Raw genomic sequence first — 24,926 nt, 5'->3', positions numbered from 1 at the left:
GCACCCCTATTTGACGGTGACCGCCAGTTCGTCGCTACGCACTTTCAGGCTCACCTCGCGTAGCGGCCGCCCCTCTGCCATGCGCGCGAGGACCTTTTCGGAGACGCGCGCCAGCACGGTGTCGGTGATGATCGCTTCGGCATCCCGCGCGCCGCTGTCGACTTCGGTACAGCGCGCGACGATCATGTCGGGCAGCGCGGCGTCAAAGACCAGCCGTGCGCCGTGGTTGGACTGCATCCGGCGCTGCACCCTGGCGAGCTTCAGCCCGACGATCAGGCGCATGATTTCGTCCGAGATCGGGTAGTACGGGATGACCGACAGGCGCCCCAGAAACGCCGGCTTGAAAGCCCGCTGCAGTGCCGGACGCAGGAGTTCCTGCAAATCCTCGGGCGTCGGCGGCCGCTGCTCCTCCTCCACGGTAACGCCATGCTCGACAGCACGCATGATGAGATCGGTACCCACATTGGAGGTCAGGATGATGATGGTGTTCTTGAAATCGACTTCGCGTCCTTCGGCGTCCTCCAGAACGCCCTTGTCGAAGACCTGGAAGAACAATTCCAGCACATCCGGATGCGCCTTCTCCACCTCGTCGAGCAACACCACCGAATACGGTTTGCGCCGCACCGCCTCGGTCAGCACGCCGCCCTCGCCGTAACCAACGTAGCCGGGCGGCGAACCCTTGAGACCGGAAACGCTGTGCGCCTCCTGGTATTCAGACATGTTGATGGTGATCAGGTTACGCTCGCCGCCATAAAGCGTATCGGCCAGCGCCAGTGCGGTTTCCGTTTTCCCGACACCGGACGGCCCGACGAGCAGAAACACGCCCTTCGGCTTGCCGGGGTCTTCCAGATTGGCCTTGGCGATCTGGATACGCCGGGCGATCAACGCCAGCGCGTGCGGCTGCCCGACCACGCGCTGCTCCAGCAAGGCATGGAGATTGCGCACCGTTTCGATTTCGTCGGCAACCATGCCGCCGAGAGGAATACCGGTCCAGCCCGAGATCACCTCGGCGATCGTCGCCCCATCCACGCACTCATAAATCAGCGCCTGTTGGTCGTGGAGTTCGTGCAGCTTTTTGAGCGCCGCGAGCAAGGCTTCGCGTATCGAACCGCCCTTGCCCGCCTTGCTCCCCTTCCCCTTCTTGGGTGGAGCCTCAGAGCCTTCCTCCTGCAAACGCGCCCGTAGTGCTACTACTTCGTCGACCAGCGCTCGCTGCTCCGCGAACGCCGCCTGCAAGACGGAGAGGTCGCTCTCCAGCGCCTTGCGTCGCGCCGCCAGTTCGGACAGGCGCCCCGCATGAGCGGGATCCTGCTCCTTCGTTAGCGCGGCTGTTTCACGATCAATGTTCTGGATCAGGCGGTGAACGTCTTCCAGCGCCGCCGGCGTGCTCGCCCGCGAGAGCGCCACGCGCGCGCAGGCCGTATCGAGCACGCTGATCGCCTTGTCGGGTAACTGCCGTCCGGTGATGTAGCGGCTCGACAGCTTCACCGCATCCACCACGGCCTCGTCGAGAATGCGCACCTTGTGGTGAGCCTCCATCGCATCGGCGATTCCGCGTACCATCTGGATCGCCGCCTCTTCGGGGGGCTCCTCGATCTTCACGACCTGGAAGCGCCGGGCCAGCGCCGCGTCCTTCTCGAAGTATTTCTTGTACTCCGCCCAGGTGGTCGCCGCAATCGTGCGCAGTTCGCCACGGGCCAGCGCCGGCTTCAGCAGGTTCGCCGCATCGCTCTGGCCCGCCGCGCCGCCCGCCCCGATCATCGTGTGCGCCTCGTCGATGAACAGGATGATCGGCGAAAGGCTCGCCTTCACCTCGTCGATCACCGAACGCAGCCGGTTCTCGAACTCGCCCTTGACGCTCGCGCCGGCCTGCAACAAGCCGAGATCGAGTGTGCGTAGCGTAACGTTGTGCAACACCTCCGGCACATCGCCCTGAACGATCCGCAGCGCCAATCCCTCGACCACGGCCGTTTTGCCGACACCCGGTTCGCCGGTCAAAATCGGATTGTTCTGCCGCCGGCGCAACAGGATATCGATCATCTGCCGAACCTCGCCATCCCGCCCGAGCACCGGATCGATTTTTCCGGCCCGAGCCTGCGCCGTCAGGTCAATCGTGTATTTGTCGAGATTCGGCGCATTCTTTGTCTTATGCGCCTTGCCGGCTTCATTCACCTCGCCCTCGTCAGCAGATGCATCGCCAACCGGCTGCCGCAACAGCGCCGGCAATGTCTCCTTCAGATTGTCCACAGGAATCCGCACTAGCGCCGCGCAGGAACCGGCCAGCAGGCGACGCAGATCGTCGTCCGCGACCAGCGCCAACAGCAGCACCCCGCTCCCCAGTCGTTCCACGCCGTAATTCACGCTCCCAGCCAGCCACGCGGCCTCCAGCCAGCGCAGAATGTTGCGGGAGAGCACGGGATTGCGCGTATTGCCCGTACGAAAACGTTCAAGCGCCGTTTCCAGATCTTCCTGCAAACGCGGCACATCGACGTGATATGCCTTCAGGATGCGCAGCAGGTCGGCATCCGGCGCCTGAAGCAATGCGGACAGCACGTGTTCGATGTCGACTTCGTGATGAGTGCGAGACAGCGCCACATTGGCCGCAGACTCCATCGCCTTGCGGGAGGAAACATCGAGCTTGGAAACCAGGGATCTGAGATGGGAGGTCATCGGTGAACAAGTTGATTAGAAAAGAGAATGTCCGACAGGGCTGAAACCGAATGGAAAAACCGCCGCCCGCACTGGCCAGAACAGAAAGGACGCCAAAAGAAGGGCCGACCCGGCGATCGACACCACCAGCCACCACACTTTCACGCGTTGAACTTCCCGTCTCCCGACGCATACGCCACCAGCGTCCACGTCGTTTCCACGAGTACGTTGATGGGGGCCCCCTTGAGTTTTTGCAGCAAGCTGCGTTCAGGGCCGCGCACGATGACGGTCGGGAGCGTCATGCCCTGCGGGAAGAAGCGGCGTTTCTCGCCGGCTGCAAGTTCGGCGGCGCATTCCCAGAGACCCGTTTGCGGACACCGACTCAATGAGGCGGCGGAGGTGCCCAACGGCAGGCCGCTTTGCGGCGCAGCCGGATTGGGCGACGGTTCCGGCGAAAGTGCGGGGGAGCTTACCGGCCGCACGCGGATCGAATTGACGATCGAATCGAAAAGCTCGATGGCTTGCTTGTCGGAAAGCGTCGGCGGGCGTTCCTCGAAGTCCTTGGTCTTGCCCGTCCGGAACTCGACAATGATTTCCGGCGCGTATAGATCATGGTATTTGCCGGTGGTTTCCCAGCGGAACATGTGCGTCGAGAAGGTCTCTCCCGCCGGAATCGACTGCAGGTATTCCTCCGCGGCCATGCCGGCAACCGAGTGCTGGCCGCGCCGCAGCACCTTGATCCTGTTGAACAGATCGATCAGGGCCGTATCCTTCTTCTTACGGTCGATCCGGTCCAGCAAACCTTCCCTGTCCTCCTTCATCACCATCCACGTCGACGCGTTTACCACCACGTCGGGATGGCCTTTCAGGCGGAAACTCACCTCGGCACGTTCGTAGTGCGGCATCGCCGGCTCGCCGGCAAACAGTCCCCGCTCGATACAGAAGCCGGGCTCGGTCGGGATCTCCTTCGGGTCGCGGTAGCGGAGTTCGGAGAGAGTGCGGTTGGCCATTCCGAGAGCAACGTCAACCTTGTTCTTGCTGGCTTCGTCTTTCATCAAAAAGCGGAAACCCTGCAGCCACTTGTATGCCGCCATTTCATAGAGGACATCCGAATAGGGTTTTTCCCAATAGAGCATTACGACTGAATTCCCGTTGTCGCTCCGCGAAATGTGTTTGAGCAGTGAAGGTTCATCGTCATGCTTCGTTTCGCGCAGCGTTTTCTCCTTCTCGGCGATCATTTCCTGGAAGGTTTTGGACGACGGCAGGCGTTCGACCTTGATCTTGTCCCAGCGGTACTCGGCCGTTTGCGCCATGATCTCCGCATCGTTGGGTAGGTCGATCAGGAAACGGCCGAGGCAGTAGGTGTTGGGCTGAGGGGCGGGTTTCATGGAATCTCCTTGAGACTGGGCAACGGCCGGCATGGCTAGAGCAAGTGCGGCGAAGAAAGTCAGAGTCAAACGCATGCGGTGCCATCCTCCTTGATAGTGATCTGCTGGACGAGCTTGCCGACAGCGTAGAGCACGGTGTGCTGGGCAATCTCGTTGTTGTAACTGAATTGATGATCGAAACCGTCGAGACCGAACACATCGCGGATACCTTCGAGGCGTTTCGCCGCTTCACCGGAGGGTGTCGGCACCGTCCCGTCGCCCGGACCATCGCGGTCTTTGAGTTTGAAGGTATAGGTTGTACCGGCAATCTCCACCTTGGTCTTGCCGGTCAGCTTGGCCGATAGGCGCGGGGCATTCAATAGTTCTTCCGCCGCAACACCGGACAAATCGTCAGAGGTTTCCCAGACGACGCTGGCGAAGGACTCGTGCTTTGGATCGTCGCCGTAGTGGGCGTAGGTGTGGGTGTGACAGGTAAGGCCGAGTGTGTCGTGGAATCTCTTGGCGAATCCCAGTTGTTTCAGGAAATACTCTTGTGGAGTAGTGTTCGGTTTTTCTTTCAATTTTTCCGCGGGATCGAGCAACCCCGGATCGACCATCCCCCACCACTTGTCGAGGGCGGAGACTTTGTAGACGTCAGTATAGGGGTCGGCTTCCTCGCGCCCTTCAAGGATGGCGGCAGGATCGCCTTGCGGTAACCGGAACTCGTTGCCGTTGCGATCCCGGATGCGCAGCCAGCCGGGACCATAGTGACGGGTCGGCAGGAGTTCCATCGGACCCGGCGAGTTGCCGAGGACTGGTGTGGTGTCGGCCGCATCCCAACCGAGCACGACCGCCGCGCCGACGCCACCAATGTCGAAGAAGCCACCGGCCTCGGTGCCGGACTTGAAGCGGCGATAGACGACTGGCGCGCCGGTCACCGGTTGCACGCCGTGTACGACCCCCAGGATCTTGTCCGGCACGAGTTGCGCTACCCGTCGCCCGACTAGCCCACCCATCGAGTGGGTGACCAGAATGACCTTGCCGGCATAGCGGTAGTAGCTGCTGCCCTCGATTCGTTTTTCGATCTCGGCGATGCGATCAATGACCCGTTGGGCCGAATCCTCGTTGCTCTTCAGCCAGTTGTAGCCACAGGCGTAGACCGGCAAGTAGATGGCCCCGAGGTGCGAGGCAAACTCGTCTTCGGTGAGCGGCGCCTTCGGCGACCAGCGGTCGTCCTTGGGCGAAATGGCTCCTTGCCAGGATTCGTGGGGTGACGGGGCATCGTTCCGTTCGGGGTCGCAGTACGGGTAGTTCAGTCGTTCTTCGAGTTCCTTGAGAATCGGGAGGTAGCTGTCGGCATGCAGTTCGCCCCAATGCCGCCGTGTGGCTTCCTCTTCGTCGAGGGCGAGATAGCTGTCCTTGAGCTTGACGGAGTCGTTGCGTTCATAGACGTCGCAGTCGTCAGCGGTGAGTTGCTCCTGGCGTTGTGCTGGCTCCTGCCCTGCCCTGCTGCCCAATTCTCCGAGTTTCTCGAGGACGCCATTGGGAGGCCTCCAGGAAGGAGACTGATCCTTCGTGCTGCGCAGATTCGACCCCATGATCCCCGGGATGAAGATCACCGGAACCAGGATGCGCCCCGGCCAGAGGGCGACGGCGCGGATCGTGCAGCCGACCGGGCTGGTGCTGGAGGGGGATTGCGGCGACATCTTCTTGTCGAACGTGGTGCGCACGCGGCGCCAGGTTTCACCTTCGCTCATGCCTTGTCCTTGAATTCGATGCGGATGTTCTCCGGGAGCTCTTTCTTCAGAATGTCGGCTTCTCCTTGCGCGTTGGTCGTGCCGCTCCACAAGGTCTTGCCCTTGGCATCGCGAATGACGGCGGGCGTATTGGCGACCGGCTTGCCGTTGTTGAAGCGCAGCCGGAATTTCTCGTCGTAGGCGGCTTCGCTGCCGGGCAGTTGCCCGCCGACACTGCCGCCGCCGGGCCCGGTCAGCTTGTGGAAGCCGGCCTTTTGTTCGTGGATCCCGGAGCACTGCGTGGTGATCGCGCCGCTGCCCAAGTCGATGCGTGCGCCGGACGCGATGAACGAAATCTTGGGGGCGTTGAGGACGATTTCTTCGAGCCCGGTGAGCACGATCTTTTTGGCCGCAGTGGCTTCGATATTGTTGTTGTGCGCCTGAATTTCGACCTTGTCGTTTGCCGCAATGAGCTTGATGCGGGCGCGGTGGGCAAACAGGCTGATGCTCTCGGCCGCGCGCACCAGCCAGCGCCGCCCGGCGGACATCTGGATGTTCTGGTTGCTGATGAGGTCGATGTGATTCTCGGCTGCCAGGGCGATATTGCTCGCGCTGCCGACGACAAAACCGGCCGGGGCGGTGGCAGCGATGATCGGTTGGCCGCCAGCAGGGTCTGCCTTGCCTCCCTCTGCGTTGTTGCCTTTTTCCCAGTTCTCGACGTGCTGCTTCAGTTCGGTGAGTTTCTGCGTGTCGGTCTCGTCCGCCTGATGGGTATTGGCCAGGTCCGCCAGTTGTTGCTGCAAACTTTCGAGCACCTGCAGGATGCCGATGAGTTCGGCTCGGTCGAGCTGGCGGCCGCGGGCTTTGAGCCGAGCATCGGTTGAAAGCAGCAGCCCCTTGGCCGCGCGTAGCGCCCCCGACTCATCTGTGCGCAGTTCAAAGCCTTCGCCCCGTGGTTCGCCCTTGCCGTCGGTGCGCGGGTGGATGAGGTAGCCCTGGTTGAGCTGGGTCTTGCCGTGTTCGCTGGAGAGTTTGGTGCGGAGTTCGCCGGTGCTGTCGTCGAGCAGGAGTTCGTTGTAGCCGCTGCCTTTGTATTCCTTGGACTTGTGCCCGGAGAGGGCCTTGTTCGCCGGGAGAGATCCGGCGCCGCTGAAGGTCGGGGGGCGGTGCGTGCCGTTGTGGAGGACGCCGGTGACGACCGGGCGGTCGATGTCGTTTTCCAGAAAGCTGATGAGGACTTCCTGGCCGATCCGGGGGATGTACTGCGTGCCCCACGCCGCGCCGGCGCTGGGGTAGGCCACCCGCACCCAGGTACTGGAACGGTCGTCGCGGTCGGCGCCGCCGTCGGGGTGATCCTGTTTCCGTTGCCAGTGGAACTGGAGCTTGATCCGGCCGTGTTCGTCGGTGAAGATTTCTTCGCCTTCCGGGCCGACGACGGTGGCGGTGGTGCCGCCGGGAGCGGTGGGTTTTTGATGGGCGGTGCAGCTGTAGTCGGGCACGAAGCGGATGGGGCGGCGGATCGCTTCGAAGGTGGCGCGGTAGGGGGTGCCGCCGGTTTTGGCCTGTGGCCGGGAGGGTGTCTCTATGGCTTCGCCGAGCAGGCTGTCTGCAGAGAAAGGAAGGGAAACAGGAAAGGGGTCGGCGTTTTTGGGCAGGAGGTTGTTGGTGGCGGCGAAGGTCAGCCGGGTGACGAGGAACTGGCGGTCTTCTTCGCCGTCGGCGTCGTGCAGGGGGTGGTCGGCGAGCGGGAACCAGCCGCCGGCGATCAGGCGGCGGACGCTGCCTTCGCCGGTGAAGGTCTTGGTGGCGCGGTCCCTGGCCTGTTGCCGCAGATTGGCGTAGCGGGCCATGGCGTCGGGATCGCTGCCGTAGTAGAGGGTCTGCGGGTCGTAGTCTTCGAGGGCGAGGCTGGCGGGGTCGCCGGCCTTGCCTTGGGCGATGGCGGAGTTGTCGTCGCCCGTATGGGCAGCAACGGTCTTGTAGTCGTAGGAGAGGAGCGTGCTTTTGCCGCTCTGGAGCTGCCGGGTGCCGTGCCAGCGATCGAGGGCGTCGTCGGTCTCGACGCCGGCAGTGCGGTGGTAGCGGATGGCGGCGGGACGGGTGGCGCCGGTACGGCCGATGGGCTGTTCGGCGGTGAGGAGCGGGAGGTCGGTGTTGTCGTCGAAGAGGACAAGGGTGTGGGCGGGGACGCGGTCGTCGGTGGGGGCATCACTGTCGCGCAGGGAGCGGTCTTTGTCCGGGCCGTGGATGTAGCGGTAGGCGATGCCTTCTTCGGCGAGGAGGCGTTCGAGGAAGGCGAGGTCGGTTTCGCGGTACTGGAGGCAGTAGGAGCGGAGCGGGTAGCGTTGCTGGGTGGCGTCGCGGTAGGTGAAGCTGCGGCGGAAGGCGGGGTGGGTAGCCTGGTGTTCGCTCAGGAGGGCGGCGACGATCTCGGGGACGGTTTTGTCCTGCCAGACGCGGCTGTTGCGGCGGTGGGCGAGCAGCGCCAGGGCGGGTTCGATGGTGAGGGTGAAGAGGCCGAAGCCGCCGTCGGCGCCGACCTGCTCGGCGCGGGTGACGAGGCCGGTGTAGAGGCGCTCGCCGCCGTCGGGGAGAAGGAGGCCGAGCTCGATCGGCTGGCCGAGCAGGGCCTTGAGTTCGAGGCGGGTGTCGGGGGCGAGGCAATCCAACGTGTAGCGGTAGTTCTGCGAGAGGCCTTCTTCGCCGTGCAGGCGGTGGGGGAGCAGGCTCTCGGAAGTGAGTCCGGCGTCAGAAGCGAAGCGGAGCCGGAGAAGACGCCGGTGCTGATTGAAGAGGGAGACGCCCGCCGCGGCGAGGTCAGAGAGCGTGGTGGCAAGTGGAGAGAACGCGGCAAGAGCAGCCATCGGAACTCCGGCAGAAAACCAAAAGCCGGGATTTTACGATAAATGAATTTGCCAATCGAATAATTTAATGCGTATGGATTCAGCCAAAACACATGAAATGTGCTGAAGAGCGCGATCGTTGCCCTCTTCTCTTCGCGCCCCATGAATTCCGAGAGGCGCCTAACCCGGTTGCCCGTCAACCCGAGGATTGATCAGGATCGGCGCGAACTTCACGACGTAGAGCGCAAAGCACGCCGACCAGGCCATCGCGGAGTGCCACAGCACGACGGTGTAGGCCTCGCCGAGCAGGCCGAACTGCGGCAGCACGCGCAAGATGACCGACAGCTGCAGCAGCACGTAACACGCCGTCTCGATTCGCCCGATCCGGAGCAAACGGCCGGTATGGCCAATCGCCGTGCGGGTGATCATGCCGATGATCAGCCCGCCCATGCCGCCTACGGTCAGCAGGTGCAGGACCGGCGTCGCTTCCACAAGTCCCGCTCCTGCGGCCGCAAGCAGGAACAGGGCGACGACGATCCACCCGTGCGAAAGGTGCAGGATCCACAACAAAGGCGTGCGGACGGTCGCCAGTGGGCGCCACCCCCACACCCGGACGGACTGGGCAATGCCGGCAACCAGGGCCGCCATGCCGGTCAGTCCGGCGGGCGCATCAAAGGCCCACAACCCGAGCGCAATGGCCGTTCCGGCGATGGCTGCACGATCGACATGGGCGTTTTTCCACGGCGTGGTGCGCAGCGCATTGGCGGTGAAACTCGGCACGATGCGCCCGGCGATTACCGTTTCCAGGATTGTGACCAGCGCCACAGCCAGATGCAGCCCGGCAAGCGGCGGCACCGCCAGCCAGCCATGACTGCCGGCATGGCTCAGCGCGTTGGCCAGCGCCAGCACTATCAACAAAACGGGGATGAAGTAATTGCGCCGGTTGCCGGCACGGAGCAGGACGCGCGCCAGGACCAGCGCCGAGACGATCAGGAAACTCACATCGACAACAGCGGCAAGCACCGGCATCGATGAGAACAACACCACCCGCCCGGCTAGCCACAACGCCACCAGCGCCGCCAGCGGCCAACCCGAGGGCGTCGACAGGCCGGTCCAGTTGTGCGCCGCGGTCAACAGAAAGCCGACGATGACCGCGGCGGCGAACCCGAAGACCATTTCATGGCCGTGCCAGACCATGGCCGGCAGGATGGGCGAGAGAGGCAACCTGCCGGTCAGCATGGCGATCCACAGCGGCACCAGCAACGCCGCCGATACGGCCGCCAGCAGGAAGAACGGCCGGAAGCCGAGCGCAAAGAGGGCAAAGCCCTTGGGCGGGGTCTTCGGTGCGACGCGCGGCTCGGCAATCCGGATAACGGCCATGGATCAATCCTTTCGGTTCAGTAATGCGGCGGGATCTCGTCACGCAGGCTGCGCTGCTCCGCAGGCGGCTGCGCAGCCTCGACCTGTTTGTACAGCAGACGCAACTGCGCCTGCAGCAGATCCAACTGCTCCTGCTGACGAAAGACGGTGCGGTTGAGTTCCTCGACCAGATCCTCGGTCAGGCTCAGCTTGATTTCCAGTTCGGTCAGACGATCTTCCATGGCTCGTTCATTCTCTTCCGTGCAAACAACAAAGGGCTGGCAAGGTAACATAGCGGCCAAACCAGACCATCATTCCGAAGTCATCAGCAAGGATTCAACCATGTCGCTCGTTCCCTGCCGCGCCTGTGGCCATCAGGTCGACACCTCGGCCCTGGCCTGCCCCGAATGCGGTGCCACGAACCCCGGCCACAAGATCAGCCTGCAACAACGCAACATGATCAGCGCTGCGATCCAGATCGTGGTTTTCGCCATTCTGCTCGCCTGGGGCGGCATCTACGCTTGGCGAACGTTCGTTCCGATGGTCAAGGAAATTGTTGCCAAGCCGCAGACCGCACAGACCGAGCAGCCGGGCGAGCACCGCTGAAAAGGCTAGTCAGACAGCGCTCGCAGGCGCTTGTTCCGCAGCCGCGGCCAGCATCGCGGCACGCGTCTCGGGCGTTTCCAGGCTGATGCGCCCGAGTTTTCCATCGCGATAATCCTGCAGCAGAACCATCGAAGCCTTCTCGAAATCGGGCTCGCCACCGCGGGTGCGCAGCGCGCGCCGTCTGGCGACGCCTTCGACAACGGCCACCGCGTCCATCCCAGCGACCTTCAGACCATAGCGCTCGGCCAGCCGCGCCGGGTAGCGTGCGAGCAGCAAACCGGCGAGGAACACTGCCACCTCCTCGTCGATGATCGCGTTGCGACCGATCGCATGGCTGGCGGCGAGCATGTAGCCGTCGCTGTCGTGCTGGATCTTTGGCCACATCAACCCGGGGGTATCGGTGATCGACTGGCGCACGCTGAGCTGGTAGGTCTGCTGCGACTTGGTCACCGCCGGCTCGTCGCCGACCTTGGCGATCTTGCGCTTGACCAGCGCGTTCATCAGCGTCGACTTGCCGACGTTGGGGATGCCCATGATCATCATGCGCAACGGCTTGACGTTATCGTTGCGATGCGGCGCCAGGCTCTGGCAGAGACTCGGCAGCCGCGCCACCTCGCCCGCGACCTTGCTCGAAATCGCCACCGCCTTCACGCCCGGCTGCTGGTTGTACCAGGCGATCCAGGCCTTGGTCGCTTCAGGATCGGCGAGGTCGGACTTGTTCAGCACTTTCAGGCACGGACGCTGGCGGTAGCGCCGCAGTTCATGCACCAGCGGGTTGGTACTCGCCTCGGGCAGGCGCGCGTCGACCACCTCGATGACGACGTCGGTAACCGCCATCGTCTCGGCCGCTTTCTTGCGCGCCGAGGTCATGTGTCCGGGGAACCACTGGATTGCCATAAGCTGCCAAAACCTTGAAAAGGCGGCAATTATCCCATTTGTTCACTAAAATGAGCGGCTTATGAAAAAAACCGCCTCCCCTGACATTCCCGAAATCCGCCCCGGCCAGTCGCTCGAACTGCTCAAGGAACTGCACATCCTCACCCGCGACGGAAAGCTGAACCAGGACAGCCGGCGCAAATTGAAGCAGGTCTACCACCTGTACAACTTCATCGCACCGCTGCTCGACGAACTGTCGCAGGTCGGCGAGGACATCACCCTCGCCGACCATGGTGCGGGCAAATCGTATCTCGGCTTCATTCTCTACGACCTGTTCTTCAAGGCACGCGATACGGGCCGCATCTACGGCATCGAAACGCGCCAGGAACTCGTCGAAAAATCGCGCAATCTTGCTGAACGGCTCGGATTCGGTCGGATGGACTTTCTGGCCCTGACGGTAGAAGAGTCGATCCATTCGCCGGCATTACCGGCGCAGGTGGACATCGTCACCGCCCTGCACGCCTGCGACACGGCGACCGACGACGCCATCCGTTTCGCCCTGCACAAGCAGGCCCGCTTCATCGTCCTCGTGCCTTGCTGTCAGGCGGAAGTCGCCGCCGTACTGCGCAAGAACAAGAGCGCCTCGTTCGGCAGGACGCCGCTCTCCGAACTCTGGCGCCATCCGATCCATACCCGCGAATTCGGTAGCCAGCTGACCAACGCTCTGCGCTGCCTGATGCTCGAAGCCCACGGGTACCAGGTAACGGTCACCGAACTGGTCGGCTGGGAACACTCGATGAAAAACGAGTTGATCGTCGCTCGGCACACCGGGCAGGTCCGACGCAACGCCGAGGAACGCCTCGCCGCGATCCTGCACGAACTGAATCTCGACGAACTGCGCGAACGCTTCCTCCTGCCGCCGCTTGCCGTGGAAGCCGACTGATGAGTACCGAAAACTGGATCATCCGCATCGTCGGACTGTTCTGCGCTGCCGGCAGCGCCGGCCTGCTGTGGACCTTCGGCGTGTTCGTCGTCGTCCCCTGGCGCGCTGATCGGCTGTTCGCTCTCAACGCCGCCGAAATCCAGGTTCTCGGCGCATCGCTGATCCTCGGTCTGGTGACAGCCTGGGGCGCCCTGCACATCCTGGCGCAGGCCGATCGCGCCAGTCGTCCAAAAAGCTACGCGATGACCCGCATGTTGCTGATCATCGCGTGGCTCGCCGCCGGCATCGGCGGCATGACATGGACGCTGGGAAGGCTCGCTTAACAGGTTGTTGAATTTCACCGCGACGCCTTCGGCTATTTGGCGCTGACGGCAACGAAGTAAGCAGTTGAAAGCCCTTGCGTAGCCTCGAAACCGGTTTTTAGCCGGTTTCTTGTCCGGTAGGTCGCTAAATAGCGACCTACCGGCGGATTTCTCCCTATACCGTATTCAACCGCCAACCAAAGATCGTCGCCATCCGCGTCAAGTTGTAGGCAGCCAAAGTGAAGAGGGTCTGTGCCTTCACCTTGGCCAGTCCGATGAAATGGGTTTTGCGAAGCCCGCCGACGGTCTTCGCCCAGCCGAATACTTCTTCGACGCGCTTTCTGATCTTCAGACTGACCGCGTAGCCCGCATGCCGGGTGGTTCGCTGATCAATGGCGCTGTCCGTCTTCTGGGTCACGTGGGGTGTGACCTTACGTTGGCGCATCGCTTTGACGAAGCCCGCGGTGTCGTAATTCTTGTCCGCGCCCACAGTCGCGCCTGCCTTGAGCGAACGCTCGACCATCGTCGTCGCTGCGTCTCGTTCTGCCGTACCCGTCGATTGCGTCGTCTCGACATCCACCACCAGTCCGTTGCGATTTTCCATCAGGGCATGGCTCATGTAGCACAGCCGCGATTTGTCGCCCTTCGATTTCTTGAACAGGCGCGCCTCGGGATCCGTCGAGGAGACGTGCGTGTCGTTCTTGCGTTCTTCGCCCTTGAAATCCACCGTCGGATTACGTCCGCCGTCTTCCGGCGGTTTGCTCGATCCATCCTTGGCCTTGAAACTCTTCATCGAGGCCCAGGCTTCGATCAGGGTGCCATCCACCGAGAAGTGATCCGAGGACACCAGGTCTTGCCAACGCGCCCAGCCGAGCACTTTCGCGAAGAAGGCACGCGCGACCGTTTCGTTGAGCAGCCGGTCCCGGTTCTTGGTGAAGGTGCTGCGATCCCACACGGCATCGTCCATGTCCAGCCCGACAAACCAGCGGTACAGCAGGTTGTAGTCGATGTGTTGCACCAGTTGCCGTTCCGACCGGATCGAGTACAGCGTCTGGATCAGACAGGCGCGCAGCAGACGTTCCGGCGGAATCGACGGCCGCCCCGTCTTCGCATACAGGGCAGCAAAATCGTCATGCAATGTCATCAGAAGATCGACAACCAGCTTCCGGAGATTACGCAGCGGATGCGACGCCGGTATTCGTTGCTCCAGCGTACGATAGCTGAACATCGCTGATTGGGTTACGTCGGCTCTGCGCATGGAAACTCGATCTCGTTGAAACGCAAGACTCAATTATACCAATAGCATGTACTTCGCGCCGTTTTTCAACGGCCTGTTAAACCCCCCGTAGATTGGCTCAGGCTGTGGTATTGACCCGCGTCCCAACGAGTTGGCCGCTGGTGTTGACGACCGGCCGGTTCTGTTCCGCTTCCTGACGCGCAGCCGCCGCTTTCTCGGTTTCACTGACGGCCTGCGTGGTCTGCACGTTGTTCGCCGATTGCGTCTGCGGCGTCGTCGGTTGCGTCTGCGGCGGCGTCGGTTGCGTCTGCGGCGTCTGTGCGGCCTGTTGCTTCTGATCCTGCTCGGCCTGACGGGCCCGCGCCTGCGCGGCACGATCCGTGATCACCGAATAAAGGCTGGATGTCGTTGAACTGATTTCCATGGCGCACCTCCCGCAAAACCGAAACAGACAGTGTGCATCTTAGACCAATCCGCAGCGTTTTGTTCAACCGACTGTGATTGTCAAAACCGGTAGCGAAACGCCACAATCTGCAAATACACCCTTTTCACATCCGAATAGTCATGGCCAGCCAACCCAAACGCCGTCTGCTGATTCTCCTGATAGTCGCGCTCGTGGCCGTCGCCGGCAGTCTGGCCGCCTGGCACTTCGGCATGCGGGCCCTGAAGGGCCAGATCGAGCAGGCGCTCGGCCCACGCGGCGAAGTCAAGGAGATACGCGTCGGGCTGACCGGCGTCGAAATCCTTGATCTGCGCATCAAGGCGAAACGCGACAGCGGTTGGCCGAGCGAGGATGAACTGCGCGCGCAGCGGATTCTGGTCACGCCCAACCTCAATGACCTGCTGACGGCGCAACTGTCGATCGACCGTATCCGCGTCGAGGGCGCCTACATCGCCATGTTGCGCACCCGCAACGGTCAACTCAAGGTACTTCCCGGCCTGCTCGACACGAAGCCGGCGACAACATCGAAGACGACGAAAGGTAGCGATACGGGCGAAACACCGATCCGCATCGACAACATCATCATTGCCGGTGGAATCATCGAATTTTACGACGGCAGCATTCGAAAGACACCGGTCAAGCTGCGTCTCGAGCAGATCGATGCCAGCCTCGGCAAACTACTTCTCCCGGACCTTACCGGCCAGACGGCGATCAAGGTCAACGGCACCCTGAAAGGCAACCGGCGCGACGGCAAACTGGCCATCGACGGTGCGATCGAACTGGCGAGCAAGGACTCCGGTTTCACGACGACGCTGCGCGGCGTGGACATGACCGTCCTGCAGCCCTATCTGGTCCAGGCCGCAGAGACGGGCGTCCGGCGCGGAACGCTGGATCTCGATCTCAAGTCGTCGGTCAGCAAGGGCAAACTCCGCGCCCCCGGCACGCTGACGCTCTCGGACCTCGAGCTGAGTTCGGGTTCCGGTTCCTTCATGGGACTGCCACGCAATGCCGCCGTCGGTCTGATGAAGAACAACAGCGGCAAGATCAGCGTGAGGTTCCTGCTCGAAGGCGAGATCAACGACCCACGCTTCTCGCTCAACGAGGAAATGGCCACACGCCTCACCACCTCGCTGGCCAGTTCGCTGGGCATCAGCATCGAATCGCTCGCAAAGGGCGCAGGCAGCATCGGCGGCAGCACTCTCAAGGGCATCGGCGATTCAGTGGAAAAGCTGCTCGGCAAGTAGTCCCGACGACGTGATCATGCCGAACATGGGCGGATTCAACGTCAACGAGATGATGAAGCGTCAGCGTTGAGTTGATTCAGCGGCGCCGTCAAAGCCAGCGTCCGACGCGTGTCGCGTAGTCCTCGAACTCCTTGCCGAATTTCTCTCGCATGACACGTTCTTCCGGCGCGATCTGGAAGCGGTTCATGGTAACGACGAACAGGCAAGGGCCGGCGAACCCCCAGGGCGTGGCCAGAAACAAGGCCCACGCGGTGAGGTAACACAGTAATCCGACGTACATCGGGTTGCGGGTCACTCGATAGACACCGTGCGTAACCAGAACAGACGCCCTGTGCGGCCGCAGCGGATTGATCGAGGTACGGGCACGCAGAAACGCCATCAGAGCGAGCAGATCGAACACGAAACCGGCAATTATCAGAATCAGTGCGACGATCCCGCCGGGCCGCAACGGGGCGATCCAGAGCAATTGCGTTGGCGACGCCGACCACATCGCCAGAGCAATGATACCCGCGACAACCGGCGGCGGAATCGTGTGTTCGAGCACGCGCACGAAAATCGTCGCCAAGCAGACCTACGACCCGCAGGCCGCTACGGAATCCCGCCGGTAGAACTCGGCCGTCGCAACGACAACCCGCGCCTCGCGCCCGGCGGGAAACGTCCGCGCATAGCTCTCCGCCGCCTTTCGCGTGGTGAAGTAGCCGTGCGTGGCGAAGGCCAGCACGCCGTCTTCATCCAGGCAGATCACGAAATAGCGCTCTCCCATACGCCCTTCTCCTTCGGAAACCGGAAAGGCTGCCAGTGTGCCACGCGCAGAGCGGGCCCGGGAGAACAGGCCATCAATGCCCCCCCGCCGAGGCATCGACCTTGCGCGTCGGCTTCGGCGCAAGCCAGATCGCCGAAGCGGCGAAGACGAAGGCGATGCCGACCGCGGCCATGATCTGGTTGGTCGCCAGCATCACGGCTTGACTGGTTACGAGACGGTCCAGAGACTGCAGCACGGCATCCGCGGACATTCCGGTGTTTTCGAGGAAGGTCTGGACGTAGTGATCGCTGTCGGCCAGCCCCACCAGCTCGGCATGGTTACGCGTAATCTGGTCGTCCCAGACGGTGGTAATCAGAGACGTGGCGAAGGCTCCCGACAGAGTGCGCAGGAAGTTCATCAATCCGGCTGCCGACGCCATCTCGTGCGGGTCGACGCTGGCCAGCGCCAGCCCGGTCAGCGGGATGAAGAAGAACGGCATCCCCAACCCCATCAGCATCAGCGGCTGCGACACGCTCCAGTAGTCCATGTCGGTCGTGGCGATCGTGCGCAGGAGCGTCACGATGCCGAGCCAGATGACACCACCAAAAACCAGCTTGCGCGGATCCACACGGTGCGACAGCGTGGCAGCGATCGGAGCAACGAACACGGCAAAGATGCCGCTCCATGCCGTCGCCATGCCGGCGGTCGTGGCCGTGTAGCCCATGTAGGTCTGCAGCCATTGCGGCGTCAGCACGTTGGCGCCGAAGAACGCGGCAAACGCCAGGCTGATGGTCAGCACGCTGACCGAGAAGCCGCGATGCCGGAACACCCGCAGATCGACCACTGGATGTTCTTCGTGCAACTCCCAGATCAGGAAGGCGGCAAAGCCGATGATGGCAACGATCGCCAAGGCGACGATCTCCGGCGAGGAGAACCAGTCGAGGTTCTTGCCTTCGTCGAGCATCAGTTGCAGGGCACCGACCCAGACGATCAGCAGAAGCAGCCCGACGCGGTCGATCGGGTTCTTTTTCAGCGGCTCTTCATAACGCTTGAGCATCTTCCAGGCGATCACCGCGCAGGCTCCGGCGATCGGCAGGTTGATCCAGAAGATCCAGTGCCAGCTGTATTCGTCGCACAGATGCCCGCCCAGGATCGGCCCGAGCACTGGCGCCACCAGCGTGGTCATCGACCACAGGCCGATCGCCGCAGCGGCCTTTTCCTTCGGGAAGATGCGCAACAACAGCGTCTGCGAAAGAGGCATCAGCGGTCCGCCGGCCAGCCCCTGGCAAATGCGGGCAAACACCAGCATGCCGAGAGAATTGGACAGGCCGCAAAGCACAGAAAACGCGCCAAACGCCGCCATGGACATGACGAAGACGCGCACGGCACCGAAGCGCGCGGCCAGCCAGCCGGTCAGCGGCACGGTAATCGCTTCGGCGACAGCATACGAGGTGATCACCCAGGTTCCCTGGCTGGTCGTCGCCCCGAGTCCCCCGGCGATGTTCGGCACCGAGACGTTGGCGATGGTCATGTCCAGCACGGCGATGAAGTTCGCCGCCGCCAGGATGATCGCCGCGGCCCACAGCATTCCCCCGCTCAGCGGCGCGTCGCCACGGGCATCCACTTGGCTCATGCCGGCCTCCGCTTCAGCTGCGCTCGCGCGTGTCGATCCGCGCCGTCATCGACAAACCGACCTTCAGCGGATGGGCTTCCAGTTCGGCCGAATCGAGCTTGATACGCACCGGCAAGCGCTGCACCACCTTGATCCAGTTGCCCGTCGCGTTCTGCGCCGGAATCGCCGCGAACGCCGCCCCGGAACCGCCGGAGAAGCCCTCCACCATGCCGTGATAGGTCACCGAACCACCGTAGATGTCCGCTTCCAGCGTCACCGGTTGACCGATGCGGACATTCTCGAGCTGCACTTCCTTGAAGTTGGCATCGACGTGCATCTCCTGCACCGGAACCACGGCCAGCAGCGGTGTCCCGGCCTGCACGCGCTGACCGATCTGCACCTGGCGTCTGGCCACCACGCCATCGACCGGCGCCCGAACGACCGTCCGCTCCAGGTCGATGGCTGCCCGATCCCGACGAGCTTTGGCCAAAGCGACTTCCGGATTCGTTTCCACCGTGCTCTCGGCGATCAGCGCGGCGTTCGCCGCCTTGCTGCCGATCGCCGCCGCGCGGTTGGCCCGCGCCTGCTCGGATGCTGCGCGGGCGGCCGCCAGATTGGCTTCGGCGGCGGCAAAGGCGTTCTGCGCCCGGGTCAGTTCGTCACCGGACACCGAGCCTGACTTCGCCAGCGCCTCGCGCCGCTGCAGATCGATCTTCGCGCGGTCGAAGTCGGCTTCGGCGGACGCAAGCTGCGCGACGGCGCGCTTTTCATCAGCCTCGCGCGCCGCGATCTGCGCCGCCAGTCCGCTGTCGGTGGCCACATAGCCCTTGACCCGCCGGATGGCACTGCCGAGTTCTGCCTCCGCCTGAGCCAGTGCCAGGCGTGCGTCGGACGGGTCGATAACCACCAGGATGTCGCCGGCCTTTACCGTCTGAGTGTCGGTGACACGTACCTCGCGGATCGTGCCGCCAACCTCCGGCGTCACCTGGGCGATCTCGACTGCGGCATAGGCGTTGTCGGTCGACACGAAATGCGACCCGTACAGGAACCAGTAGGCGCCGGACGCCAGCGCGGCGATACCGACCACGCCGCCCAGCGCGATCAGGAGCTTGTTGCGGCGCCGCTCGTTTTCTGCACGGCTCGGGGAAGCGATTGTGTTTTCGGACATGGTGTTTTCCTCGTTTCTTGCGATGTTCAGGTATTCGATTCAGAGGTTTGATGCAGCGTTTCGCGATAACCCCCTCCCAGCGCGCGGATGAGCGCCACATCCAGCGCGAACGCCCGCGACTGCAGGTCGCTCAGGCTGCGCAGGCTGTTCAGCAGCACATCCTCGGCGGAGAGCACCTCGAGGTAGCTGGACAGCCCGCCCTCGTAGCGATTGCGCGCCACGCGGTGCGCTTCGGCGGCGGCATCCGCGGCCTCTTCGGCCTTGGCCAGGCGCCCGCCAAGCGCCCGCTGGCTGAGGCCGGCGTCGGCGACTTCCTGCAAGGCCAGCGTGACGGTCCGGTTGTAGTTGGCGACCGCCTCCTCGTACGTCGCCACCGAGCCGCGCAGTTCCCCGCGCAAACGGCCGCCGGTAAAGATCGGCAGCGAGATTGCCGGCCCGATGCTGCCGACCGTCGAACCGCTCTTCGTCAGCAGATCCAGGCCCAGCGACTGCAGGCCGATGAACGCCGACAGATTCACGTTGGGATAGAACTCGGCCTTTTTCTGGTCGATCCGGCGCTGCTGCGCTTCGGCCTGCAGGCGTGCCGCCACGACATCCGGCCGCCGCCCGATCAGCTCCGCCGGCAGGTTTCCCGGCAACCCCGGACGCGCCTCCAGGCGCACCACCGGGCGGGTTATCGACAGGCCGCGATCCGGCCCGGCACCAAGCAACGCAGCAAGTCGATTGCGCTGCAGGCCGATCTGCTCGTCGATCGCCAACAGATCCCCCTCCGCCGTGGCGCGCCTCGCTTCGGCGTCGCGGACGCTGCCGCGCGTTTCCAGACCGTTGGTGAAACGTTCGGCAAACAGGGTTGCGGTTTGGGCTCGCACTTCAACCGAACGCGCCGCCGTGTCACGGGCAGCAAAAAGGCGGGTCATCTCGGCGTAGGCGCTGGCGACATTGGCGGCAAGAACCAACCGCGCCTGTGCCACCTCGGCGCGGCGGGCTTCCACTTCCGACGTTGCCGCTGCCAACCCCGCGCGATTCTTGCCCCAGAAGTCGAGCTCCCAGCTGAAATCGAGCGTCGCCCGGCCGTAATCCTTCCAGCCTTCCGGTGTCATCGATGCCGGGGTCAGGTAGTTGTAACTCTGCCGCTGCTGCGTCGCCGAGGCATTGCCCCCCACCTGCGGCATCAAGGGCGCGCCGGCCACCAGCCCGGCCGCTTCGGCACGGCGCAGACGGGCGGCGGCCGCCGCCATATCCGGCGAATCGCGCAAGGCTTCCTCGACGAGCCCGTCGAGTTGCTTGTCACCGTACGTCCGCCACCAGCCGTCCTCGGGCCAGACAACCTGCGGCGCCGCGAACGAGGCGTTCGTCTGATACTCGAAAGCGGGCTTGAATACCGCGAGCGAATCGAGCGACGGAAACTGCGCGCAGCCGGCCAGCCCCAGCGCCAACAGGCCGATGCCCGCCAGACGACCGCGACGCATTGCCGCATCAATAGAAAAACGAGGAATGAACATGACGACCTCTGAAATATAACTGTACGGTACAGTTTAGTATTGAACATTCCGGGCCGTCAAGCTAAAGTAAACCGGTTGGTTCAGAAATGAAGGGCACGATGAGAACGAAGACGGAAGAAAAGCGCGAGGCCATCCTCGCCGTGGCGGCCGAGGTATTTCGGGAGGTTGGTTTTTCCGGCGCCTCGATGTCGGAGATCTGCGCGCGCGTCGGTGGATCGAAAGCGACGCTCTACAACTACTTCCCGTCAAAGGAAGAACTGTTCTTCGAAGTGATGTTCCGCTCGACCGAAGCGGAATTCGAGGCGACCCACCAAGCGCTCGACCCCTCGACCGACGACGTCGCGGCCTGCCTGCGCCATTTCGGCGAGCAATTCCTTGCGTTCATTTACTCGGAAAAGGTGCTGGCTGTCCGCCGGCTGATCATCGCCGAATCCGGACGCTCCGACCTTGGCCGCCTGTGCCATGAACGCGGCCCCAGGTGCAGCCAGGAGATGATGGCGAGCTTCCTGGCTTCAGCGATGGCCCAAGGCAAACTGCGTCCCGCCGACCCGCGCGTCGCCGCCCTGCACCTGCGCGCCCTGCTCGAAGCAGAACTGCTCGACTGCGTCCTCTTCCACATTGACCGGCCCGAGGAAGCAGGGAGCATCGAATCCATCGTTGCCCGGTCCGTCGAGGCATTCATGATCGCTTACGGCCCGCCCCGCGACTAGCCGCCTTGGATTGCAGGCTGGCACCTCTCTTGATCGGTTAATTTCGCTGGAACTGAGCATCTGTTCTCAGCATCCCTGAGCAGCGATCCTCGGAATAACTCAATGAAGGCCGCCGGAATCACGGTAAAGAACGCACTGCTTTACCACGTGAGCGAATCCGGGGAGTACGGATGCGGACTCCCCGATTGACCACCTACCACATCAATTCTCCAGCGCGCGCACTTTTACGGTCTTGCCCTTGACCTTGCCGGTTGCCAGCTTGCGCACGGCTTCGCCGGCGATCTCGCGCGCCACGGCGACGTAGGTGGATTGGTCTGTGACGGCAATCTTGCCGACCTGCTCGCGGGTGAAGGTGCGAGTACCGGGAGCTTCTGCCGTGAGCGCGCCGAGGACGTCGCCGGGGCGGATTTTTTCCTTGCGTCCGCCAAGGATCTGCAGAGTGACCATGGGCGGCACCAGGGCTTCGTCGTTGCCGCTTTGCAACGAGCCGAGCGTGTGCCATTCCGGTTCGCTGCCGGTCATCCGGGCGATGGTGTCCACCCGGCGCCGGTCGCGCGGGCTGCAGAGGCTGAACGCCCAGCCGTCCTCGTCGGCGCGGCCGGTACGGCCGATGCGGTGGATGTAGATTTCCGGGTCGGGCGTGACATCGACGTTGATCACCGCTTCGAGCCGGTCGATGTCCAGCCCGCGTGCGGCAACGTCAGTCGCCACCAGCACCGAGCAGCTCCGATTGGCGAACTGGATCAGCACCTGATCGCGTTCACGCTGTTCCAGGTCGCCATTCAGGGTCAGCGCGTGAAAGCCCTGGGCATGCAGCACGTCGAGCAAATCGCGGCACTGCTGCTTGGTGTTGCAGAAGGCCAGTGTGCTGATCGGCCGGTAGTGCTTGAGCAGCGTGGCGACAGCCTGCAGGCGTTCTTCGTGTTTGACTTCGTAGAAACGCTGGCGGATCTTGCTGCCCTCGTGCTGCTCCAGCAATTTAACTTCCTGCGGATGGCGCAGGAACTGGCTCGCCAGCTTGGCGATGCCTTCCGGGTAGGTGGCCGAGAAGAGCAAGGTCTGGCGGTGTGGCGGGCAGTGTTCGGCGACAAACACGATGTCGTCGTAAAAGCCCATGTCGAGCATGCGGTCGGCTTCGTCGAGCACCAGCGTGTTGAGCGCGTCGAGGTGCAGGCTGCCGCGTTCGAGGTGATCCATGAGGCGCCCCGGCGTGCCGACGACAACGTGCGCGCCGTGTTCGAGGCTGCCCCGTTGCGGGCCGATGGGGGTGCCGCCGCACAGCGACAGCACTTTGATATTGTCTTCGAAGCGCGCCAGCCGGCGGATTTCCTGCGTCACCTGCTCGGCCAACTCGCGCGTCGGGCAGAGCACCATGGCTTGCACGGCAAAGCGGCGCGGGTTGAGATTGGTGAGCAGGGTGATGGCGAAGGCCGCCGTCTTGCCGCTGCCGGTCTTGGCTTGCGCGATCAGGTCATGCCCGTTCAGCGAGATCGGCAGACTGGCTGCCTGGATCGGCGTCATCGTCTGGTATTCAAGCTGTTTCAGGGCGGCGCGCAGGCCGGGGGACAGCGAAAGTTCGTCGAAGGAGCGTGCTTCGGCCGCGGCGAGGGGTTCGGTCATCTCGCTCAGTCCTTGCGTCGGCGTGCGGGCAGCGGCTTGCGCTGGCGTTGACCGGGGCGCGGCTTGTCGCCCGCAGTAGCTTGCGGCTTGGGCGCCAAGAGGTTGTTGCCGGCACTCCTGGCCGAAGCGCGGTGCGCCAGAATGGCGGCACAGACTTCCTTTACCGTGAGCTGGATCGGCACGTGCTCGCCCTTGGCCTCGTAGGCCGCCAGCTTCTCCTTGATGCCGGCGATGCGTTTGGTCGTATCGGCGGTTCTCGACGGGTTGGCCATGACATTCTGCGCTGCCGCCGTCAACGTGAATCCGCCGTCCTGGGCACGGATCAGGCCGTACCTGGCAAGATGGGAGAAGGCTTCGACCAGCCGCACATCAGCGGGAATGACGCCCTGAACGATCTCGGTCGCCGCGACGATCTCCACAAGTCCGGCTGGCCGCCGCTTTGAGGAGAGCGCCAGAGCGAGTAACAGAAAAACATCAATATCGCGGATCGGGTGCATCGGATTCCTTTTGCATGCGAAAAAGAGAACGCCAGCAGGTGACGCCAGACGCCCATTGGTTCGTTGCGAGAGCGGGAGTGTACTGGATAATTCCTGCCAAATCCGCGGCAACTCGACGAGCGTTCCAGCGCCGAGGGGCCGAGCTGTCACTCCCCTCCATTCCGGTTCGCCATCGCGACGCGATTCCCGCCGAACATCACCTGCGTTACATCAATCCAGCGGAAAGGAGGGTTTTCGTTTCCTCTAACGAAGGTTATATTGGCTTTAAGACGTCCCGAGAAACGTTCAATCTTCGGCAAACAACCTTTTCAAGGGGGAAAGGATGCGCGCTGCGTCGGCCAGCACCTCGAATCTCGACCCGTACCGGGCAGGTGTCGAATTGGGGGAATCCGTCGCCTCGATCGAGCCCGAAGTGGTTTTTCTGTTTTCCTCGATCCAGTACGCCATCCCGGACTTGCTCGAAGGCTTGCACGACGCCATCGGCCGTAACGACCTGATCGTTTTCGGCAACAGTGGCGACGGCTGTTTCGAGACGGCGGGGGTTTTCGACTTCGGTGCCGCCGCTCTGGCACTCACCTCGGACGGACGCGTACGCTGGCAAATCGACGTATTGACCGGACTGAAGGACGGTTTCGTTGAAAGATTCGGCAGCTTGCTCAGCCACTTGGCGAGCGCGTTCGAGATGCCGCGGTTTGCCTATCTCGTAACGGACTTCAGGGTCGACGCCGGACAGCTCGAGGCGACGCTGCAAAAATACGCCACCTTCCCGATCGTCGGCGGGCTTGCCATGGACGACCGTCGCGGCCTGAACAGCTACGTCTACATCAACCGCGAGGTCCGCGACGATACGCTGGCGCTGCTCACGGCCTACGGCGAGATCGGTTTTTCGATCACCGTCGGAAATACGCAGCGCCCGATCGGGCATCCCGGACACATCGACGCCGCTGCAGCCAACCAGGTCAGGCAGATCGACGGCATCAGCGCCACTGCCTTCATCGAGCGGGAAACCGGAAAACCGGTTCTCCAGTCCGATCGCGGCGTGCTCTCGGTCAGGCTCATGGATTCCGCCGCGCTCGATGAAGGGCGCCTGCGTTCGATCATGCTGAAGGCCCAGTCCTCGCCGGGCGCCATCGGCTTCTTCGGCGGCATGGAGAGCGGTGACTGGGTGCAAGTCTGCCAGGCGAACCCGGAACAGATGCTTGGCGAAGTCGAGCAGATCGCCGCGTCGTTGCGCGAGAATGGCAAGGCGCCGGCCGGTGCGCTGATCGTGAGTTGCACGGGGCGAAAATCCTTCCTCGGGCCAGCGATCGAATGCGAGGTCGACGCGATCAACCGCTCCTTCCCGCCGGGACTTCCGCTGGCCGGTTTCCCGTCACGGGGAGAAATCGCCCCGCTGCCACGCCATGGAGGCTACACGCATACCCTGTTCCACAACATGACCTACGTCGTAGTGCTCTTCTGGCAGTGAACG

Annotated in this window: 22 protein-coding genes; 6 read left to right on the top strand and 16 right to left on the bottom strand. The window is 63.1% G+C overall.

The genetic code is table 11. The features are described 5' to 3' along the window. Positions 1-6: 6 nt before the first annotated feature. The 6 genes from tssH to BO74_RS03645 all read right to left on the bottom strand — a co-directional run bounded on the left by tssH (position 7) and on the right by BO74_RS03645 (position 10,196). On the bottom strand, positions 7-2,670 hold the full coding sequence (gene tssH / locus BO74_RS03670; protein WP_496440102.1) for a type VI secretion system ATPase TssH: 2,664 nt from the start codon (positions 2,668-2,670) through the stop codon (positions 7-9). 140 nt (positions 2,671-2,810) lie between these two features. After that, a complete protein-coding gene (locus BO74_RS03665; RefSeq protein ID WP_496440100.1) occupies positions 2,811-4,037 on the bottom strand; it encodes a T6SS immunity protein Tli4 family protein in 1,227 nt (408 codons plus the stop codon). Between the two features lie 65 nt (positions 4,038-4,102). Then, positions 4,103-5,773: an esterase/lipase family protein gene (locus tag BO74_RS03660; RefSeq protein WP_496440098.1), complete on the bottom strand. Its 1,671-nt coding sequence runs from the start codon at positions 5,771-5,773 to the stop codon at positions 4,103-4,105. Further along, complete coding sequence (locus tag BO74_RS03655; RefSeq protein WP_496440096.1) at positions 5,770-8,616, bottom strand: type VI secretion system Vgr family protein; 2,847 nt, start codon at positions 8,614-8,616, stop codon at positions 5,770-5,772. The genes BO74_RS03660 and BO74_RS03655 overlap by 4 nt, the downstream gene beginning before the upstream one ends. 159 nt (positions 8,617-8,775) lie before the next feature. Then, positions 8,776-9,975, bottom strand: a complete 1,200-nt coding sequence (locus BO74_RS03650) for an NnrS family protein (RefSeq protein WP_496440094.1) — start codon at positions 9,973-9,975, stop codon at positions 8,776-8,778. Between the two features lie 17 nt (positions 9,976-9,992). Further along, a complete protein-coding gene (locus tag BO74_RS03645) occupies positions 9,993-10,196 on the bottom strand; it encodes a SlyX family protein (protein WP_496440092.1) in 204 nt (67 codons plus the stop codon). A 100-nt stretch (positions 10,197-10,296) separates the two neighbouring features. Between BO74_RS03645 and BO74_RS03640 the strand changes: the two genes are divergently transcribed. Continuing rightward, a complete protein-coding gene (locus BO74_RS03640) occupies positions 10,297-10,560 on the top strand; it encodes a hypothetical protein (RefSeq protein ID WP_496440090.1) in 264 nt (87 codons plus the stop codon). A 9-nt stretch (positions 10,561-10,569) separates the two neighbouring features. Here BO74_RS03640 and ylqF read toward each other — a convergent pair whose 3' ends face one another. After that, on the bottom strand, positions 10,570-11,457 hold the full coding sequence (ylqF, locus tag BO74_RS03635; protein WP_496440088.1) for a ribosome biogenesis GTPase YlqF: 888 nt from the start codon (positions 11,455-11,457) through the stop codon (positions 10,570-10,572). 61 nt (positions 11,458-11,518) lie between these two features. Between ylqF and BO74_RS03630 the strand changes: the two genes are divergently transcribed. Further along, a complete protein-coding gene (locus BO74_RS03630) occupies positions 11,519-12,379 on the top strand; it encodes a class I SAM-dependent methyltransferase (RefSeq protein ID WP_496440086.1) in 861 nt (286 codons plus the stop codon). Further along, the gene (locus tag BO74_RS03625) at positions 12,379-12,702 is read left to right on the top strand and encodes a hypothetical protein (RefSeq protein WP_496440084.1); all 324 of its coding nucleotides are present in this window, start codon (positions 12,379-12,381) and stop codon (positions 12,700-12,702) included. The genes BO74_RS03630 and BO74_RS03625 overlap by 1 nt, the downstream gene beginning before the upstream one ends. A gap of 154 nt (positions 12,703-12,856) precedes the next feature. On the opposite strand, the gene BO74_RS03620 is transcribed toward BO74_RS03625, so the two are convergent. Next, the gene (locus tag BO74_RS03620) at positions 12,857-13,939 is read right to left on the bottom strand and encodes an IS5 family transposase (RefSeq protein WP_496440082.1); all 1,083 of its coding nucleotides are present in this window, start codon (positions 13,937-13,939) and stop codon (positions 12,857-12,859) included. 97 nt (positions 13,940-14,036) lie between these two features. After that, on the bottom strand, positions 14,037-14,342 hold the full coding sequence (locus tag BO74_RS03615; protein ID WP_496440080.1) for a hypothetical protein: 306 nt from the start codon (positions 14,340-14,342) through the stop codon (positions 14,037-14,039). Positions 14,343-14,482: 140 nt separating this feature from the next. Here BO74_RS03615 and BO74_RS03610 point away from each other — a divergent pair, with 140 nt between their 5' ends. Beyond that, positions 14,483-15,604 carry a DUF748 domain-containing protein gene (locus BO74_RS03610; RefSeq protein ID WP_496440079.1) on the top strand — a complete coding sequence of 374 codons (1,122 nt, stop codon included), beginning with the start codon at positions 14,483-14,485 and terminating at the stop codon, positions 15,602-15,604. A gap of 88 nt (positions 15,605-15,692) precedes the next feature. Here the strand turns inward: BO74_RS03610 and BO74_RS03605 are convergent, their stop codons facing one another. The 5 genes from BO74_RS03605 to BO74_RS03585 all read right to left on the bottom strand — a co-directional run bounded on the left by BO74_RS03605 (position 15,693) and on the right by BO74_RS03585 (position 20,628). After that, on the bottom strand, positions 15,693-16,169 hold the full coding sequence (locus BO74_RS03605; RefSeq protein ID WP_496440078.1) for a methyltransferase family protein: 477 nt from the start codon (positions 16,167-16,169) through the stop codon (positions 15,693-15,695). 6 nt (positions 16,170-16,175) lie between these two features. Beyond that, on the bottom strand, positions 16,176-16,367 hold the full coding sequence (locus tag BO74_RS03600; RefSeq protein ID WP_496440077.1) for a hypothetical protein: 192 nt from the start codon (positions 16,365-16,367) through the stop codon (positions 16,176-16,178). A 73-nt stretch (positions 16,368-16,440) separates the two neighbouring features. Next, positions 16,441-17,979 carry a DHA2 family efflux MFS transporter permease subunit gene (locus tag BO74_RS03595; RefSeq protein ID WP_496440075.1) on the bottom strand — a complete coding sequence of 513 codons (1,539 nt, stop codon included), beginning with the start codon at positions 17,977-17,979 and terminating at the stop codon, positions 16,441-16,443. Between the two features lie 13 nt (positions 17,980-17,992). After that, positions 17,993-19,126: an HlyD family secretion protein gene (locus BO74_RS03590; protein ID WP_496440073.1), complete on the bottom strand. Its 1,134-nt coding sequence runs from the start codon at positions 19,124-19,126 to the stop codon at positions 17,993-17,995. Between the two features lie 26 nt (positions 19,127-19,152). Further along, positions 19,153-20,628, bottom strand: a complete 1,476-nt coding sequence (locus tag BO74_RS03585) for an efflux transporter outer membrane subunit (RefSeq protein ID WP_496440072.1) — start codon at positions 20,626-20,628, stop codon at positions 19,153-19,155. A gap of 98 nt (positions 20,629-20,726) precedes the next feature. On the opposite strand from BO74_RS03585, the gene BO74_RS03580 reads away from it, so the two are divergent. After that, the gene (locus BO74_RS03580; protein WP_496440070.1) at positions 20,727-21,338 is read left to right on the top strand and encodes a TetR/AcrR family transcriptional regulator; all 612 of its coding nucleotides are present in this window, start codon (positions 20,727-20,729) and stop codon (positions 21,336-21,338) included. Between the two features lie 201 nt (positions 21,339-21,539). Here BO74_RS03580 and dbpA read toward each other — a convergent pair whose 3' ends face one another. Further along, positions 21,540-22,958: an ATP-dependent RNA helicase DbpA gene (gene dbpA, locus BO74_RS03575; protein ID WP_496440068.1), complete on the bottom strand. Its 1,419-nt coding sequence runs from the start codon at positions 22,956-22,958 to the stop codon at positions 21,540-21,542. A gap of 5 nt (positions 22,959-22,963) precedes the next feature. Then, positions 22,964-23,455: a hypothetical protein gene (locus tag BO74_RS03570; RefSeq protein WP_496440067.1), complete on the bottom strand. Its 492-nt coding sequence runs from the start codon at positions 23,453-23,455 to the stop codon at positions 22,964-22,966. A gap of 322 nt (positions 23,456-23,777) precedes the next feature. Between BO74_RS03570 and BO74_RS03565 the strand changes: the two genes are divergently transcribed. Continuing rightward, positions 23,778-24,923: an FIST N-terminal domain-containing protein gene (locus BO74_RS03565; protein WP_496440065.1), complete on the top strand. Its 1,146-nt coding sequence runs from the start codon at positions 23,778-23,780 to the stop codon at positions 24,921-24,923. Positions 24,924-24,926: the final 3 nt, after the last annotated feature.

The sequence above is a fragment of the Propionivibrio pelophilus DSM 12018 genome (assembly GCF_059569095.1).
The sequence above is the reverse complement of the archived record's forward strand: the minus strand, read 5'-3'. Positions and strand labels throughout refer to the sequence as shown.

What these genes read in the sequence shown, in the direction of transcription:
- BO74_RS03640 (WP_496440090.1), top strand. Translation starts at nt 10,297, where the DNA reads ATGTCGCTCGTTCCCTGCCGCGCCTGTGGCCATCAGGTCGACACCTCG.
- dbpA (WP_496440068.1), bottom strand. Translation starts at nt 22,958, where the DNA reads ATGACCGAACCCCTCGCCGCGGCCGAAGCACGCTCCTTCGACGAACTT.
- BO74_RS03655 (WP_496440096.1), bottom strand. Translation starts at nt 8,616, where the DNA reads ATGGCTGCTCTTGCCGCGTTCTCTCCACTTGCCACCACGCTCTCTGAC.
- tssH (WP_496440102.1), bottom strand. Translation starts at nt 2,670, where the DNA reads ATGACCTCCCATCTCAGATCCCTGGTTTCCAAGCTCGATGTTTCCTCC.
- BO74_RS03650 (WP_496440094.1), bottom strand. Translation starts at nt 9,975, where the DNA reads ATGGCCGTTATCCGGATTGCCGAGCCGCGCGTCGCACCGAAGACCCCG.
- BO74_RS03645 (WP_496440092.1), bottom strand. Translation starts at nt 10,196, where the DNA reads ATGGAAGATCGTCTGACCGAACTGGAAATCAAGCTGAGCCTGACCGAG.
- BO74_RS03565 (WP_496440065.1), top strand. Translation starts at nt 23,778, where the DNA reads ATGCGCGCTGCGTCGGCCAGCACCTCGAATCTCGACCCGTACCGGGCA.
- BO74_RS03620 (WP_496440082.1), bottom strand. Translation starts at nt 13,939, where the DNA reads ATGCGCAGAGCCGACGTAACCCAATCAGCGATGTTCAGCTATCGTACG.
- BO74_RS03615 (WP_496440080.1), bottom strand. Translation starts at nt 14,342, where the DNA reads ATGGAAATCAGTTCAACGACATCCAGCCTTTATTCGGTGATCACGGAT.
- ylqF (WP_496440088.1), bottom strand. Translation starts at nt 11,457, where the DNA reads ATGGCAATCCAGTGGTTCCCCGGACACATGACCTCGGCGCGCAAGAAA.
- BO74_RS03585 (WP_496440072.1), bottom strand. Translation starts at nt 20,628, where the DNA reads ATGTTCATTCCTCGTTTTTCTATTGATGCGGCAATGCGTCGCGGTCGT.
- BO74_RS03600 (WP_496440077.1), bottom strand. Translation starts at nt 16,367, where the DNA reads ATGGGAGAGCGCTATTTCGTGATCTGCCTGGATGAAGACGGCGTGCTG.
- BO74_RS03625 (WP_496440084.1), top strand. Translation starts at nt 12,379, where the DNA reads ATGAGTACCGAAAACTGGATCATCCGCATCGTCGGACTGTTCTGCGCT.
- BO74_RS03570 (WP_496440067.1), bottom strand. Translation starts at nt 23,455, where the DNA reads ATGCACCCGATCCGCGATATTGATGTTTTTCTGTTACTCGCTCTGGCG.
- BO74_RS03590 (WP_496440073.1), bottom strand. Translation starts at nt 19,126, where the DNA reads ATGTCCGAAAACACAATCGCTTCCCCGAGCCGTGCAGAAAACGAGCGG.
- BO74_RS03595 (WP_496440075.1), bottom strand. Translation starts at nt 17,979, where the DNA reads ATGAGCCAAGTGGATGCCCGTGGCGACGCGCCGCTGAGCGGGGGAATG.
- BO74_RS03580 (WP_496440070.1), top strand. Translation starts at nt 20,727, where the DNA reads ATGAGAACGAAGACGGAAGAAAAGCGCGAGGCCATCCTCGCCGTGGCG.
- BO74_RS03630 (WP_496440086.1), top strand. Translation starts at nt 11,519, where the DNA reads ATGAAAAAAACCGCCTCCCCTGACATTCCCGAAATCCGCCCCGGCCAG.
- BO74_RS03665 (WP_496440100.1), bottom strand. Translation starts at nt 4,037, where the DNA reads ATGAAACCCGCCCCTCAGCCCAACACCTACTGCCTCGGCCGTTTCCTG.
- BO74_RS03610 (WP_496440079.1), top strand. Translation starts at nt 14,483, where the DNA reads ATGGCCAGCCAACCCAAACGCCGTCTGCTGATTCTCCTGATAGTCGCG.
- BO74_RS03660 (WP_496440098.1), bottom strand. Translation starts at nt 5,773, where the DNA reads ATGAGCGAAGGTGAAACCTGGCGCCGCGTGCGCACCACGTTCGACAAG.